17 protein-coding genes are annotated in these 13,922 nt (G+C 46.1%); 9 read left to right on the top strand and 8 right to left on the bottom strand.

What is annotated here, in order from left to right; translation table 11 throughout:
- The first annotated feature begins 40 nt into the window (after positions 1-40).
- Positions 41-190 carry an RHS repeat-associated core domain-containing protein gene (locus B5D50_RS20395; RefSeq protein ID WP_159448672.1) on the top strand — a complete coding sequence of 50 codons (150 nt, stop codon included), beginning with the start codon at positions 41-43 and terminating at the stop codon, positions 188-190.
- A gap of 154 nt (positions 191-344) precedes the next feature.
- On the opposite strand, the gene B5D50_RS17610 is transcribed toward B5D50_RS20395, so the two are convergent.
- A complete protein-coding gene (locus tag B5D50_RS17610; protein WP_078923972.1) occupies positions 345-998 on the bottom strand; it encodes a toll/interleukin-1 receptor domain-containing protein in 654 nt (217 codons plus the stop codon).
- Between the two features lie 115 nt (positions 999-1,113).
- Between B5D50_RS17610 and B5D50_RS17605 the strand changes: the two genes are divergently transcribed.
- Positions 1,114-2,499 (top strand): polysaccharide deacetylase family protein, encoded by a 1,386-nt coding sequence (locus B5D50_RS17605; RefSeq protein ID WP_078923971.1) that lies wholly within the window; start codon positions 1,114-1,116, stop codon positions 2,497-2,499.
- 91 nt (positions 2,500-2,590) lie between these two features.
- A complete protein-coding gene (locus B5D50_RS17600; protein WP_078923970.1) occupies positions 2,591-3,142 on the top strand; it encodes an SH3 domain-containing protein in 552 nt (183 codons plus the stop codon).
- Between the two features lie 94 nt (positions 3,143-3,236).
- Here the strand turns inward: B5D50_RS17600 and B5D50_RS17595 are convergent, their stop codons facing one another.
- The 3 genes from B5D50_RS17595 to B5D50_RS17585 form a co-directional block, all read right to left on the bottom strand.
- Positions 3,237-4,178: a D-2-hydroxyacid dehydrogenase gene (locus B5D50_RS17595; RefSeq protein ID WP_078923969.1), complete on the bottom strand. Its 942-nt coding sequence runs from the start codon at positions 4,176-4,178 to the stop codon at positions 3,237-3,239.
- Between the two features lie 34 nt (positions 4,179-4,212).
- Positions 4,213-4,842: a trimeric intracellular cation channel family protein gene (locus B5D50_RS17590; protein ID WP_078923968.1), complete on the bottom strand. Its 630-nt coding sequence runs from the start codon at positions 4,840-4,842 to the stop codon at positions 4,213-4,215.
- 72 nt (positions 4,843-4,914) lie between these two features.
- On the bottom strand, positions 4,915-5,172 hold the full coding sequence (locus tag B5D50_RS17585; RefSeq protein WP_078923967.1) for a DUF1127 domain-containing protein: 258 nt from the start codon (positions 5,170-5,172) through the stop codon (positions 4,915-4,917).
- Positions 5,173-5,390: 218 nt separating this feature from the next.
- On the opposite strand from B5D50_RS17585, the gene B5D50_RS17580 reads away from it, so the two are divergent.
- Entirely contained in the window at positions 5,391-6,251 is an 861-nt protein-coding gene (locus B5D50_RS17580) for a DMT family transporter (RefSeq protein ID WP_143594409.1), read from the top strand.
- A 98-nt stretch (positions 6,252-6,349) separates the two neighbouring features.
- On the opposite strand, the gene B5D50_RS17575 is transcribed toward B5D50_RS17580, so the two are convergent.
- Both B5D50_RS17575 and gstA read right to left on the bottom strand, forming a co-directional pair.
- Positions 6,350-7,000 carry a 7-cyano-7-deazaguanine/7-aminomethyl-7-deazaguanine transporter gene (locus B5D50_RS17575; protein WP_078923965.1) on the bottom strand — a complete coding sequence of 217 codons (651 nt, stop codon included), beginning with the start codon at positions 6,998-7,000 and terminating at the stop codon, positions 6,350-6,352.
- Between the two features lie 189 nt (positions 7,001-7,189).
- Positions 7,190-7,795 (bottom strand): glutathione transferase GstA, encoded by a 606-nt coding sequence (gene gstA / locus B5D50_RS17570; protein WP_078923964.1) that lies wholly within the window; start codon positions 7,793-7,795, stop codon positions 7,190-7,192.
- A gap of 257 nt (positions 7,796-8,052) precedes the next feature.
- Here gstA and B5D50_RS17565 point away from each other — a divergent pair, with 257 nt between their 5' ends.
- The gene (locus B5D50_RS17565; RefSeq protein ID WP_143594408.1) at positions 8,053-9,966 is read left to right on the top strand and encodes an aspartate ammonia-lyase; all 1,914 of its coding nucleotides are present in this window, start codon (positions 8,053-8,055) and stop codon (positions 9,964-9,966) included.
- Between the two features lie 4 nt (positions 9,967-9,970).
- Here the strand turns inward: B5D50_RS17565 and B5D50_RS17560 are convergent, their stop codons facing one another.
- The gene (locus B5D50_RS17560) at positions 9,971-10,876 is read right to left on the bottom strand and encodes a LysR family transcriptional regulator (RefSeq protein WP_078923963.1); all 906 of its coding nucleotides are present in this window, start codon (positions 10,874-10,876) and stop codon (positions 9,971-9,973) included.
- Between the two features lie 115 nt (positions 10,877-10,991).
- On the opposite strand from B5D50_RS17560, the gene B5D50_RS17555 reads away from it, so the two are divergent.
- The 4 genes from B5D50_RS17555 (at position 10,992) to B5D50_RS17540 (ending at position 13,270) form a co-directional block, all read left to right on the top strand.
- Complete coding sequence (locus tag B5D50_RS17555; RefSeq protein WP_078923962.1) at positions 10,992-11,855, top strand: pirin family protein; 864 nt, start codon at positions 10,992-10,994, stop codon at positions 11,853-11,855.
- Positions 11,856-12,051: 196 nt separating this feature from the next.
- Positions 12,052-12,513 carry a DNA methyltransferase gene (locus B5D50_RS17550; protein WP_200807133.1) on the top strand — a complete coding sequence of 154 codons (462 nt, stop codon included), beginning with the start codon at positions 12,052-12,054 and terminating at the stop codon, positions 12,511-12,513.
- Positions 12,510-12,908 carry a hypothetical protein gene (locus B5D50_RS17545; RefSeq protein WP_078923961.1) on the top strand — a complete coding sequence of 133 codons (399 nt, stop codon included), beginning with the start codon at positions 12,510-12,512 and terminating at the stop codon, positions 12,906-12,908. The genes B5D50_RS17550 and B5D50_RS17545 overlap by 4 nt, the downstream gene beginning before the upstream one ends.
- Positions 12,905-13,270 (top strand): hypothetical protein, encoded by a 366-nt coding sequence (locus B5D50_RS17540; protein WP_078923960.1) that lies wholly within the window; start codon positions 12,905-12,907, stop codon positions 13,268-13,270. Before B5D50_RS17545 ends, B5D50_RS17540 begins: the two co-directional genes overlap by 4 nt.
- A gap of 292 nt (positions 13,271-13,562) precedes the next feature.
- Here B5D50_RS17540 and B5D50_RS17535 read toward each other — a convergent pair whose 3' ends face one another.
- On the bottom strand, positions 13,563-13,913 hold the full coding sequence (locus B5D50_RS17535; RefSeq protein WP_078923959.1) for a RidA family protein: 351 nt from the start codon (positions 13,911-13,913) through the stop codon (positions 13,563-13,565).
- Between the last annotated feature and the right edge of the window lie 9 nt (positions 13,914-13,922).

The following is a 13,922-nucleotide window of genomic DNA, read 5'->3' as shown; positions in this document are numbered from 1 at the left end:
ATGATACCAATGATCGCTTACTCAGTGCGGGTGGGGTGGTGTGATCTACACCGCCTTTGATGACCTACTCCAGCAAACCGGAACGACGGAGAATGCCTATCGGTTTACAGGGGAGTGGTATGATGCGGGCTTGGATCAATACTACCTTCGCTGTGTTGGCGGAACGCCGTTCAAAGCACGGCGTATCTGATAGACCAGAACCGTGACTATGCACAAGTTCTCGCTGAATACTATCGTCATTACATAGAATGAAAGCGGGGGATTATTATCTAGTTGCTCCTCTAGAGTCTGCTTAAAGTAGTATTATTATTAATAAGCCATAGAAAATTTTGCGATAATCTAGATCAATTTTTTAGTATGAAGAAAAATAGCAGCATTAGCACTGCGATAATCAAAATTAAGTATAAGAATAAAGGGCTTTTAATAAAAGAAGTGAGGGATTCTTTATTGCCCTGAGCCAGAGAATTATGGATAGTTATGGCGTGAGCAGTGGGTATTTCAGTGCTATCAATCCATTGATTTGAGGGACTTTGTGTGGTTTTAGGTGTTTTAATTGGTCGATTCTTCAATAGTTGATGCAGACCTAAATAATCGGTCATTAACTCAAAGGTATTTTTCCCTTGTAAGGGGGGAATAATATCCTGCAGCTTGCCGCCTATGGGTAGTATCGGTACGAATTGAGTTTCTGTAGCAAAATTCGGATAGCTCGCTTGGGTAAGGATGAGGCCATTAAATGCTTCAGGATCAGTGGTTAGGCTTTCATCTTGCTGATAATGCTGTAAATAGTGAGGGGTGCAAACTACTAAGCAAAAGTCAGCTGCTGCTAGCTCAGTGGCTAGCCAAGTTTGCCAGCCCTCGACTGGGGTTTCTTCTAGGTAAAAATCCAATACGCAATTGAAACCATCTTCCAGCAAGCGCTCTGCTAGCTCCAGTACAAATTGCAGATGCTGTTCAGAATCATGGCTATAACTGATAAAAACCCGTGCACGATTTGACATGGCCAGCGTCCCTAGTGGAAATCATCCTCGATGATAGCGAGTTTACGCCTAAGTCAACCGTTTGAAGGAACTCACTTACCGTGGGTGGGGTCATGATAAAAAAGGAGTTTGTTTTATGTTCACGCTAACCCCCATCCGCTTATCTCTCACCTTATTAGCCTTAACCCTGAGTTTGGCTGCCTGTAATGAGCAAACCACCCAACCGCTCAACCAGACGCCAACAATGGCCTCTACCCTTGAGGCCGAGGATCAGCAAGCTGCTTTATACGATCAAGCCGATAGCCTGTGGTATTTAGAGAATGAGCGAGCTAAGCGTTTAGCGGACGGAGAGTCACCTACGAGTTTGATGCAAACCACGCCACTGCCAACTCTGCAAACTAAGCGCGAGCCGGGGGATTATAGTTTCACGTCGCCCCCCACACCACCGGTTAGTCGGGCAGGGCAATTATTGAATTTACCTGACCCCGGTTCTGTACCACGCTTTACTGTGACAGGTTTGCAATGGCCTGCGCAGGTTGGCGATCTGAGTATTTCGATGTGGGCGCAAGATAAACTCGCCGCTTTTAGTCTGACGATTGATGATAACCATGTGCAAGATCATGCTTTTTGGTATGAAATGGCTGAGCAATACGGTTGGAAGTGGACTTGGTTTTTAATTGCCAATCAAATTGGGTGGAGTTCAGCCGATCACTGGGGGCATTGGCAACGAGCCTTAGATCAAGGTCATGAGCTACAATCACATGGACAGACTCATTTATGCGATGCCTTGTTCTATACGTTTCGTGAATATCGCCAGTCACAAGTCGAAATTGAACGTCAGTTAGCGAATGCACAAGTTAGAACCTTGGCTTATCCATTTGGAATGCATACTGATAAAAGAGGTTCGCCCTGTGAGCCACTGACGAGTGAGCGCACTAAAAATAGTCGTGCTGAAGCCGCTAAATACTTTTTAGCAGGGCGGGATGTCTACGGTGCTTTAAGTCACCCGGCCAAATTAGATTATATGAAAGTACCCTCGGTGAGTTCTGCACGGAACTTCTTTAATCCGCAAGCCGCTTGGGCGTATTTCGATTCAGTGTTTAATCCGGCGAGTGCAAACTATCGGACTTGGTATGTGGTGCATTATCATAATCTACCGAATGACACTGCAAAAAACGAGGTGCGCCAAGTACTCGCATATTTGCAAACTGTTGAAGATAAGGTTTGGATTGCACCGTTCACCCAAGTGGCAAAATATGGGCAAGAATATGCGAGTGCTAAACTGGTCAATCTCCAGAAAACCGCTAATAGTGTCAGTTTCGAGCTTAAAGACCAAATGAATGATCTATGGTTTAATCAACCACTTACCTTGAAGTTACGCTTGCCTGATGGCTGGTCAGGTGTGTTAACGGTTGAGCAGCAGGCGGTCAATCGTCAAGTACGCACGCTTGCTTATCAAGGCGGTGTGTATGCCTTATTTGAGGTGATTCCTGATCGAGGTGTAGTGACGGTGAAGTATTGAAAACCACGAATTTGGATTTGAGTGCTAAACTTGATGAAGATGCGGCATCGCCGCTGAGTGTCTAATCTAACGATATAAGGAAGGATTCTTAATGAAATTACGTCAAACCTTACGAACTACCGCTTTGGCCTCAGTCATTGCTTTAGCGGGTATGCTACCAGTTCAAGCAGATTCTGAGTTCCTGCAAGTGGTGAATGTCAGTAGTAATGATGCTTTGAATATGCGCGCTGCCCCGACGACTAGTAGTGATGTGATCGGTAGTATTCCCTATAACGGCCAAACAGTGGTATCGACTGGGAATAAGCAAGGTAGTTGGGTTGAAGTGAACTGGGCAGGGCAGACCGGTTGGGTGAATGAGCGCTTTGTACAGGTTGTGCAGAATGCTAATAATCGCCCGACCCGCGAGACTCGGCAACAACGTCCGACCCGTCCTGCTCGCCCGACCACGGAAAGGGTTAGCCCCGCTGCAGTGGCACATACCCACCCCGCCAATGAGTGCACCCGTTCAGTGACACATAGTCATCCCAATGGTGGCACAGCGCATACGCATAATTATGCCTGCAAGCCTGGGCAAAATATCAGTGGGGTGAAGCCGAAGTTTGCACCTAAATTCCAGCAGATGGATCTGTCCATGCAGTATTAAAATCGAATTAACACCGAGTTGGGTATTTCCGCTTCTTTTGCAAGTTCAAAGAAGCGGTTTTCTTGAGGTGACGTGGTTGGCTGTGAGTGGTAGCTTAGTAGCCTCTCGTAAAATCAATCAGATAATCTAAAGGTTGGCCTTGCTGAAAGCGCTGATAATTGCGCACAAAAATTTTCACAATATCCGCTGGAACAGACACGGCTGCTTGGTGGGGTGTGATATAGACTTGCTCTAAGTCCCACAGTGGGTCATCAGCCGCTAGGGGTTCTTCTGCAAATACATCTAACACTGCCGCTCGTAATTGGCGGGCTTTTAAACATTGGGTTAAGGCCACTTGATCAACACAAGCTCCACGTCCGACATTAATCAATACAGCCTCGGTCTTTAATTGTGCTAAGGCGGTGGCATTGAATAAATGCTGGGTCTGAGTGGTAGCAGGTAGGGTAATCACTAAATAATCCAGCTCTTGTAAAAACTGGCTTAGTTCCGCCACGGTATAGACCTCATCCACTTGCGGCACGACGGCCGCTTGGAGCTTTAAGCCTTTAACCCTCATACCAAAATGCTGAGCAGTACTAGCAAGATGCTGGCCAATATCACCTAAACCAGCAATGCCTAGGGTTAGACCCACTAAACTGCGATAAGGAAAAGGTTGCCACTGATGTTGCTGCTGTTGCATACGGGCGCGCAGTAGATCGCGTTCTAGAGCTAAGATATAGCCAAATACATATTCACTCATGGATGGACCGAAGACGGCTTTCACATTAGTGAGCTGATAATGACGCGGTAACTGCGGTGCACATAAGGCATTGACTCCCGCAAAAGTCGATTGCACCCATTGCAGTTCAGGTAAATGGGCTAGCAGCTTCACTAGCCACGGCGGATCACCGAGGACTAGGTTGATCGCTTTAAGCTGAGCAAGGTCAAGTGTAGTGTAGTGCGACGCGGTATGAATCGTCAGTTGCTCTAAGGCATAGGGTTCAAGTAGCCTTGCATATTCTTGGGCATCAGGGCTTAAAATCAGTAATTGATTCATCGGTGGCCTTTAGTTCCTAATCCTTAATCCCTAATCAAAGCTGATTATTGAATTTAATAATGGGTACTTTGATCTGCCAATAGATTGCAGCGATTCTAAGGATGAAAATCACCGACATCCCGACCAGCATTGCGGCGGTTTCAGGAAGATAATGGCGCACCACGGTATACACAACCACGCCAATAATAGCGGCGAGTGCATACATTTCACTGCGCATTACAAACGGTGTGGTCGGGGTGAGGACATCACGAATCATCCCCCCAGCAATGCCGGTGATCACACCCATGATCACAGCAACAGGCTCAATTAACTGGTAGGCGAGCGCTTTCTGTGCACCTAGGATGGTAAACAGGGCTAAACCCGCTGCATCGGCAATATCGACTAGATAGAATTTCGGTGGCTGTGTATAAAAGCGCAGCACAATAATCGAGAGGATAGTGGTGGGGATAATAATACTGATATAGCTAGCATCAACAGCCCAAAATACGGGCGTAGCCCCAATCAATAGATCACGCAAAGTCCCCCCTCCGACTGAGCCAACAAAAGCTAAGACTAGAGCACCAAAAAAATCCATTTGATGGCGAGCCGCTTGCAGCACTCCACTGAAAGCTAGGGTGACTGTCGCAATAACAGTGAGGATTTGCTGAAAGAGGTCTATATTCATGCACTTAATTCTACGCGAAAAATTAAGCTAACTGCAGCTGGCTCAGCGAGAATTTAAACGCAGATTTAAGATTTAAGCAGCCCGTGACCATTGATGGGCATCATTGGCAGCGGCTTGCTTGAATTGAGCTAAGACCGCTGGTGCAGTGGCTTGTTGTAAACCAGTGTTTTGAATCCGCCAAGGAAATGCATGGATGCCTTGCGCTAATAATTCACGTGAAACGCCAATATCATCTAATTGGGTTTCAGAGAGTTTATTTAAGTTGCGTAAGGTACGTGCTTTTAAGAAGTTGTCGATCATGCTGGTGTAGATCATTGCTAAGGCTTTCATTTTATCTCTCTTCTATGTTTGGTGTTTTAACTATTTATAAGTCTCCATACTAAAGATAATGCTGCGGTGCAGCAAGCTAGGTTTTTTTATCCATAGGCTTAGTAATTTTTACCCGAGTCCCGAGTCGTCGCTACCTGCCTCATTAAAACCCGTGAGTGAATTGGTTAAACCGCTTAGAAGGCTTATGCTAAGGCGTTTAACTAAAGGGAGTGGGCAGCGTGCAAAATTATAATAAAGGCATCGCCTTAATGATTTTCACCACGTTTATTTTTGCTATGCAAGACACCTTGACGAAAGTATTAGGGACTAATCTACCCGTTTTGCAGTTTTTGGGGATTCGCTATTTAGTGTTTTTTGCTTTTGCCTTTTGGTGGACTACTCGTAAGCGCCCACTGCAAGCGGTGATGAAGGTGAATAATCTACCCATACAGTTGTTGCGTGGGGTGTTGTTGGGGGTGGAGAGTCTCTTGTTTGCATGGGTTTTAAAATATATTGGCGTTGGGCAAATGCACAGTATTTTTGCCTGTTTTCCGCTGATTGTGACGGCACTTTCACCGCTGGTGCTGGGCGAAAAAGTCGGTGGCCTCCGTTGGTTAGCGATTAGTGTTGGATTTATTGGGACTTTAATTGTCATTTCCCCCGGTTCTTTATCGTTTACGGCCTATAGCTGGCTGGCCGTTTTATGTGCTGTCTTATTTGCAGTCTATAGTTTACTCACACGCTATGTGGCGAGTACGGATAGTGCAGATTCTTCTTTATTTTATACGGGCTTGATGGCGGCAGCAGTCAATGCACCCTTTTTGCCTTGGGTTTGGCAGCCGATTTCTTGGCAAGCCGGTGGGCAATTAGCGGTTTTATGCTTATTGGGTATTTTAAGTCATTACTCCATGATTCAAGCTTTAAAGCATACACCAGCGGTGATTTTGCAGCCGTTTAACTATTTTGTCTTGCCTTGGGTATTGCTATTTGGCTTTTTAGTGTTTGGTGAATTAGTCACTGCCAGTCAATTGCTGGGAGTGGGCTTAGTCGTGGGGAGTGGCTTATTTATTGTCTATTATCAGCGACGTCTACCTGTTTAAAGGGTTTAATCGCGCTGAATCGCACTACTGAATTGAACTGAAGCGAGCAGACTGTTGAGGTCTGCTCTGTATAGTATAAATGTTGATTCGGCACTGGCTTAAACAGCGCTGGGTTTGAGGCTCAAGCGTTGTGCAAGGCTCGCCATTACCACCCCATAGGCGGGTACAAATAAGATTAAACTCACCGCTAGTTTAATGGCATAATCCACCGCCGCAATTTCTGGCCAATTCGCTGCCATGAAGGCATCACTACTTTGATAAAAGGCCACGCTGAAAAATACCAGCGTATCTAACAGGCCACCTAAAATGCTCGAAGCCGCCGGAGCTAGCCACCATTGTTTTAAGCTACGCAGGCGATTAAACACATAAACATCTAATAATTGCCCAAGCGTATAAGCTAAGAAACTAGCAACGGCAATGCGGGCGACAAAACCATTGAACTCACCTAGGGCGGCTAAGCCTTGAAATTGGCCTTGAGCGAACAGCACTGAGAATAGATAGGAGAGGATCAAGGCAGGGAACATAGCGGTATAAATGATTTTCCGTGCGAAACTTGAGCCAAAAATGCGCACGGTTAAATCGGTCGCTAGAAAGATAAAAGGAAAGGTGATCGCGCCCCATGTGGTTTGGAGGCCAAAAATCTCAATAGGAAGCTGCACCAGATAATTACTGAGTGCAATGATCACGAGGTGAAATAATACAAGGACGAGCCAAGCAGTACGCTGCTGAGCAGGAGGGACTAAATACATAGGTCTACCTTTTTGTCGTTGGGGGCGAGGGAACCCAAGTTAATCAAAACTTATCACTGCTTATTACAAGCGAAAAGCGGGGCGATTATAGACTCAAGCTCAGGTCGAAGACAATCTTTCTGCTGGGTGTCTGAACGAGGAGCTAGCAGCCTAACTCCTCACTTTGGGTGGCGGGAGGCCGCAAAGTTGCTAAGATCTTAAACCTTCTGCTGTTAAAGCTGCCTGTACAGCAGGGCGCTCAGTCATGCGGGTTTGAAAGGCGGCTAAATGTGGCCAAGTCGCTAAGTCGAGTTTACTGACCCGCAACCAACGAGTGACGGTAAATAGATAAGCATCAGCGACAGAAAAGTTTTCACCCATTAAATAGGGTTGCGTGGCTAAGTGCTGATTCACATAGGCATAACGAGTTTCTAAATTCTCTTTACCCTCCGCTTTCCAGTCATCGCTGCCATGATGAAAGAAGGGTACAAATGATTTATGCAATTCAGTACTGACGTAATTTAACCAAGCTTGTAATTGATAACGGGCTAGTGTGCCGTGGGCGGGGGCTAAGTTCTTTTCAGGGGCTAAATCGGCAAGATATTGCACAATCGCAGGCCCCTCAGTCAGTAATTCACCCGAGTCTAGTAACAGAGCAGGTACATACGCTTTAGGATTGATTTCGGTGAAAGCAGCGCCGGTTTCGGTGAGTTGGGTTTTTAAGTTCACCTTCTCTATTTCAAAGCTTAAGCCGCTTTCTTGCAGAACGATATGGGGAGATAATGAACAAGCTCCGGGGGAAATAAACAGTTTCAAAGCAGTCTCCTCAGGTAATAACTCAAGTCACTCAACATAAGCTAAACCCAAGTAGATAGCTAATTTTCTTAGTTTTCGTCAATTTTAAACAAATGCTCAGTAGGGCGCATGATGTATTTGAGGCAAGCTCAATACAGGGCTTAATGAGGAGAATTCAAGCTCATGCTATGATACACCGCTCGCCACTCAGCGAGTTGTCAATCATTTAATAAAACTATCTGCTCTGCTAGAGCAAACCGCACCACAAAGGATATGTCATGATCGAAACGACTTTACAGACCGTTTTTCCTGAACTCACGTCGAGTGAAATTCAACAGCTTGCTGCGATTACAACCACTAAAAAATTTGCCGTGAATGATGTCGCTATTCCCCAAGAGTTTGATATGAAAGCAGGGCAACCGCGCCGGGTATTAATGCTTATTCAAACAGGCGAAATTGAGATTTTTCGCCACGAAGAGGGTTTCCAGCAACATATTGCCTCACGCTATGAAAATGAGATTTTAGGTGAGGAAATGCTGTTAGAGCCGGAAAAAGTCCATCAGCTTTCCTATCGTTCTATTGTAGAAACACAAGCTTTGGTCATACGACGCATTGATATGGAGCAATTATTATTAGCTCAACCGGAAATGGCACGTAAGATTTATCGGCAACTGGCTATTAATGCTACTCGTCGCCTTGAGCAAGAAAGCCATTCGGTACGTTGCCATAGTGAGCGCGATTCAATGGGCGAGGTGCAAATTCCTAATGATGCCTATTATGGCTCGCAAACAGCACGTGCTATCCAGAATTTTAAAATTACTGGCATTCCGATCGCTCATTTTCCTAAGTTAATCAAAAGCCTCGCCATCATTAAAAAGGCAGCGGCACGAGCTAATAGTGAGGCACCGAATCTCAAACGTGTACCAAATGCAGCGATGGGTTTAACAGTGGGAGAAGCCATTATTCATGCTTGTGATGAAATTATTGAGGGTAATCAATTTCTTCAGTGTCAATTTTTAGTAGACGTGATTCAAGGGGGAGCGGGCACGTCCACGAATATGAATGCCAATGAAGTGATTGCCAAACGCGCCCGTGAATTATTGGGTTTCCCTAAGTTTCATCCTGAGGGTAATCCAGTCGATCCTAATGATGATGTCAATATGGCGCAGTCGACGAATGATGTATATCCCTCGGCGGTACGTTTAACGTTAATGCTTACCTATACTGAACTGACCAGTGCGATGCAAGCATTGATTACCGTATTTCTGGCTAAGGGGGAAGAATTTGCCTCGGTAATTAAAATGGGGCGCACCCAATTACAAGATGCAGTACCTATGACTTTAGGGCAAGAATTCCGTGCCTTTGGTGTCACCTTAGAAGAAGATATTGATAAATTAGAGCGCAATGTGCCGCTATTAGGTGAGCTCAATCTAGGTGGAACGGCGATTGGTACAGGCATTTTAGCTAGCCCTGATTATCGAGCACGGGTTTTGGATGAGGTCAATCACATTTTGCAGGCTGAATTAAAACTGACCCATATTGCAGTACGTCCAGCCCTTGACTTAGTAGAAGCGAGTTGGGATACAGGTGTATTTGTGCTGTTTTCGGGCGTGATTAAACGCATTGCGGTCAAGCTTTCTAAAATTTGTAATGATCTGCGCTTATTAAGCAGTGGCCCATTAGCAGGCTTTGGCGATATTCGTCTGCCAGCCGTACAAGCAGGTTCTTCGATTATGCCCGGTAAAGTTAATCCGGTGATTCCAGAGGTCGTGAATCAAGTGGCCTTCCAAGTGATAGGTAATGATTTGGCGGTTACGATCGCAGCGGAAGGGGGGCAATTGCAGCTCAATGCCTTTGAGCCAATTATTGCCTTTAACCTCTTACAATCCATGCAAATGATGACCCGTGCCATGCGTACTTTAACCGCTCATGTGCAAGGTATAGTGGTGACTGAGCAGGATAAGCAACGTCTACGTGAGCGCGTGGAGCAAAGCCCCGGCTTAGCGACGTTTTTAATTCCCGTGATTGGCTATCAAGCCGCAACTAAAATCGCTAAAGAAGTGATTAGTAGTGGGCGCAGTGTGAAAGATTTAGTGCTCGCTCAAGGCATTATGAATGAAACACAGTGGGAGGCGTTTATGCACCCGGATAATCTAACCAGACCCTATCGCCCGGCGAGTCAAGCGAACTAATAACTCAGGTTTCGTCAATTTCTGCAAAGCGTAATACTAAGTAATCAATTACGCTGCGCACGGACGGTAATAAACCGCGTCGTGTTGGAAAAACCGCATGCACCAGCTCTTTACGCGGTGACCAGTCCGGTACTAGTTTTACTAAGCTACCGGCAGCTAGCTGTTCACGCACCATCATGCAAGGTAGTTGTACCACACCGACGCCCGCTAAAGCTGCTGTGCGTAGGGCTTGCATATCGGAGGTCACAAAGCGCGGGGTATGATGCACAATAGCCTGCGCGTGCTCAGGGTTATAAAGTGTCCAAGTATAAGCTTCTTGTGGTGCACCTAGACCTAAGCTGGGCCAAGCATTGAGTTCGGCCGGTGAATGCGGTATTGGGTTGCCTGCCAATAATTGTGGGCTTGCGACCAAGCATTGTGAGCGCTCGGCTAAGATACGCATCACCAATTCACTATCCTCTAAAGGCGGTGGGCGTACCCGTAATGCCAGATCTACAGCTTCACTCACTACATCAACCCGCCGATTGGTTGCTTCCAAATGAATCGTCACCTGCGGACACTGCACCATAAAATCAGCCAAAATGCCGGCTACATGCACCTGCAATAAGGCTGTCGGGCAGGTCATGCGAATCACGCCTCGTGGTTCAACTCGGGTTTCATCAATCACTGCTTGGGCGGCTTCTGCTTCGATCAGCATCGCTTTGCAATGTTCATAATAGCTGTGACCCAGCTCAGTGACAGCAAATTGGCGTGTGGTTCGTTGAATTAACCGCACTCCTAAGCGCTCTTCCAACTGGGCTATCCGCCGGCTCAGTTTAGACTTGGGTATGCCCAAGGCTCTACCAGCGGGTGCAAAGCCTGCATGCTCGACGATTTGTACAAAATAATAGAGATCATTTAAGTCTTGCATCGGTGATTGTTCCAAAAATAGAACTGAATAACTTATTTTAGCAGACTATTCAAATCATCGTTCTGAATATATGCTAGATCTTATCTAGAAACCTGCAATACTTTAGGAGAGCAGCATGAAAAAGATTCTTGGTAGTTACAGTGCGCCACGCCCACATTGGGTGGGTAATGGCTTTCCAGTCCGTTCTCTCTTTTCCTATAGCGACTTTGGCAAGCAGTTGAGCCCTTTCTTATTATTGGATTATGCAGGACCGCGTGATTTTGCACCGAGTGCTAAGCCACCGGGGGTGGGACAACATCCGCATCGTGGCTTTGAGACGGTGACCATTGTGTATCAAGGTGAAGTCGCGCATCGTGATTCCACCGGTCAAGGCGGAGTTATCGGCCCGGGTGATGTCCAATGGATGACGGCGGGAGCAGGAATTGTTCATGAAGAATTTCACTCACCGGCTTTTAGCCAAAGTGGTGGGACTTTAGAAATGGTACAACTATGGGTGAATTTGCCTGCTAAAGACAAAATGACCCAGCCAAGTTATCAGGCGATTCTCAATGAGCAAATTCCTGCGATGGCCTTGCCGAATGACGCGGGGCAGGTGCGGGTGATTGCAGGGGAGTTTGAGGGACATAAGGGGCCTGCCCATACCTTCACCGCGATGAATGTTTGGGATCTGCGCCTGAATCAAGGCAGCAGTATAACCCTGAATTTACCGGAAGGCTGGACGAGTGCAGTGGTGGTTTTACATGGTACTGTGCAAGTCAATGGTGAAGCTCTTGCCCGTGAAGCGCAAATGGTCGTCTTAGAGCAAGCAGGGCAAACTATTGCACTGGAAGCTAATAGTGATGCGACTGTGCTCTTACTGAGCGGTGCGCCGATTAATGAGCCGATTGTCGGCTATGGCCCGTTTGTGATGAATACCTCACAAGAAATTAACCAAGCTTTCAATGATTTTAATAGTGGGAAGTTTGGTCAGGTGGATTGAGCTAAGCCAGCCAGCCTCAGTTAAGTCTGGGGCTGGATTATAGTAAGTTACAGTAGACCGCTTGCGAAAGTTAATGAGTGTCTAGTCACACTGTGTGTTGACCGATTGAGCGCAGGCTTCCTATCCTGATATTCCAGAATGCCGTCTAATAAACCATTAGGTATCATGTGCATCACCTTATAGCGGTATCGGAAAAATGGAACAACTTGACTTAGTTGAAACTAAAAATGTGCTGAGGCACTCGGCGAGTGGAGATATGCCGTTTAAGCCCGTATCAGAAGGCTTTCAACTGCAATATGTGCACCGGAATGGGTGCTTGTATCAAGGCAATTCGTTTGACTGGCTGGAAACTCTCGATGATGCAAGTGTTGATCTTGTTTTTGCTGATCCCCCCTACAATATAAAAAAAGCTGGCTGGGACAATTTTGATAGCCAAGAAAAATACATTGACTGGTCTATCCAATGGATAAAGCAAGTCTCACGGGTGTTAAAGCCTACTGGGTCTTTGTATGTGTGCGGATTCTCCGAAATTCTCGCTGACTTAAAATATCCAGCCTCAAAATATTTCAAGCATTGCCGCTGGCTTATCTGGCACTACAAGAACAAGGCGAACTTAGGTAATCGGAAAACAGCAGAACGAAGGGAATCCATCCGATGAGTCTTTCCGACTTGGTGAGTCACGCCACTGACAAAGAACGGTTTCACACTGTTGAGCAGTATATTGATTTTTGCATCCGATATTTGGAATACATTGATACCGGATTGCAGGCGCGCATCGTGTCGCAGAACGAAAGTCACTATCAATTTTTCCAGTATCGGAAAGAGGGCAGTTTCAACATCACGCGACCGCTAAATTCTCGCCTGATGTACGACACTGAGGGTTTCGCCCAAGCGGCACAACAGTTCAGCATGACGCTTGAACAATTGCGAGATGGTCAACGACCATCGGATGATTTGCGAGAAAACCTAACTCGCACCATCTACACGCTTCAACAGTCTATTGGTGCTGCATTAGACGGGCTGCCTGCTGGGCGAATCAAGCCAGAAAAGTGAATGGCGATTTATTTGAGCGGCTCATCCGATTGCTGATCGTTTCGCTTAATGTGGATTGCGTATCAGGGACGATGCAAGTTCCGGTAAAAGATGTGGATGGAACAGAGCTTTTCAAATCCAGTTATCAGCATGATTTGTTGCTAAGCAAAGACAACGAGCTGAAAATCATTGGCTTGGTAAAAACATCCAGCAAAGACCGAATCGACAAGGTCTTCATGGACAAGTTTCTTTATAATCGGCTCACGGACACTGCTCTACCCCATATCGCCATCTTCTTGAATGATGTTCAACGGAAGAAGACGAAGCGAGAAAATGTCGCTCCAGCGGACGCGCTAAAGTGCGCAGCTGAACTCAAACGTTAGAAACTCATGATAACCAAAGAGCAAATAGAAATACTAAAGAACTCCAAAAGAATTGAACTCCAAAAGAATTAAGAGAGTTTGTGGTTAATTAGACCTCTTGCGAAATTTAATAAATGTCTAGTCACACTGAGGTCGTTCCAGTCCGACCTACCCTAAATCGGCTAACACGAGGCAGCCCTCAGGAAAGGCGCTGGAATGCTGTCGTGCATGGCGACTACTTTTACTTTCGCAAGAGGTCGAGTAAATTTAATTTTATTTATTCTAACTGGAAGTAGATGGCTGCTTGACTAAATCACAAAGCAGCAGACACCACAATCTCTACCGTGAACTCATCCCCTGCCAATTGAACACCGCCTACTGTTGCACGAGTAGGTGGATTCGCCGAATCAACCCAAGCCTCCCACGCCTGATTCATCAGACCAAAATCCTTCATATTCGTTAGATAAATCGTGGCGGTGAGTAGCTTAGATTTATTCGTACCCGCTTCAGCCAGTAAGGCATCAATTTGACTTAAAATATGACGGGTTTGCTCATCAGCAGGGCCGCCTTGCTCAGTTTCATCGACCTGACCTGCTAAATGAACTACTTGATTGTGAATCACGATTTGGCTCATCCGAGCGCCACTGTGTAAACGTTTGATCATCGTTATGAT

Origin of the sequence: Thiothrix eikelboomii (assembly GCF_900167255.1) — a bacterium.
In the GTDB taxonomy this organism is placed as follows: domain Bacteria; phylum Pseudomonadota; class Gammaproteobacteria; order Thiotrichales; family Thiotrichaceae; genus Thiolinea; species Thiolinea eikelboomii.
This window is presented reverse-complemented; position numbering and strand designations above follow the sequence as displayed.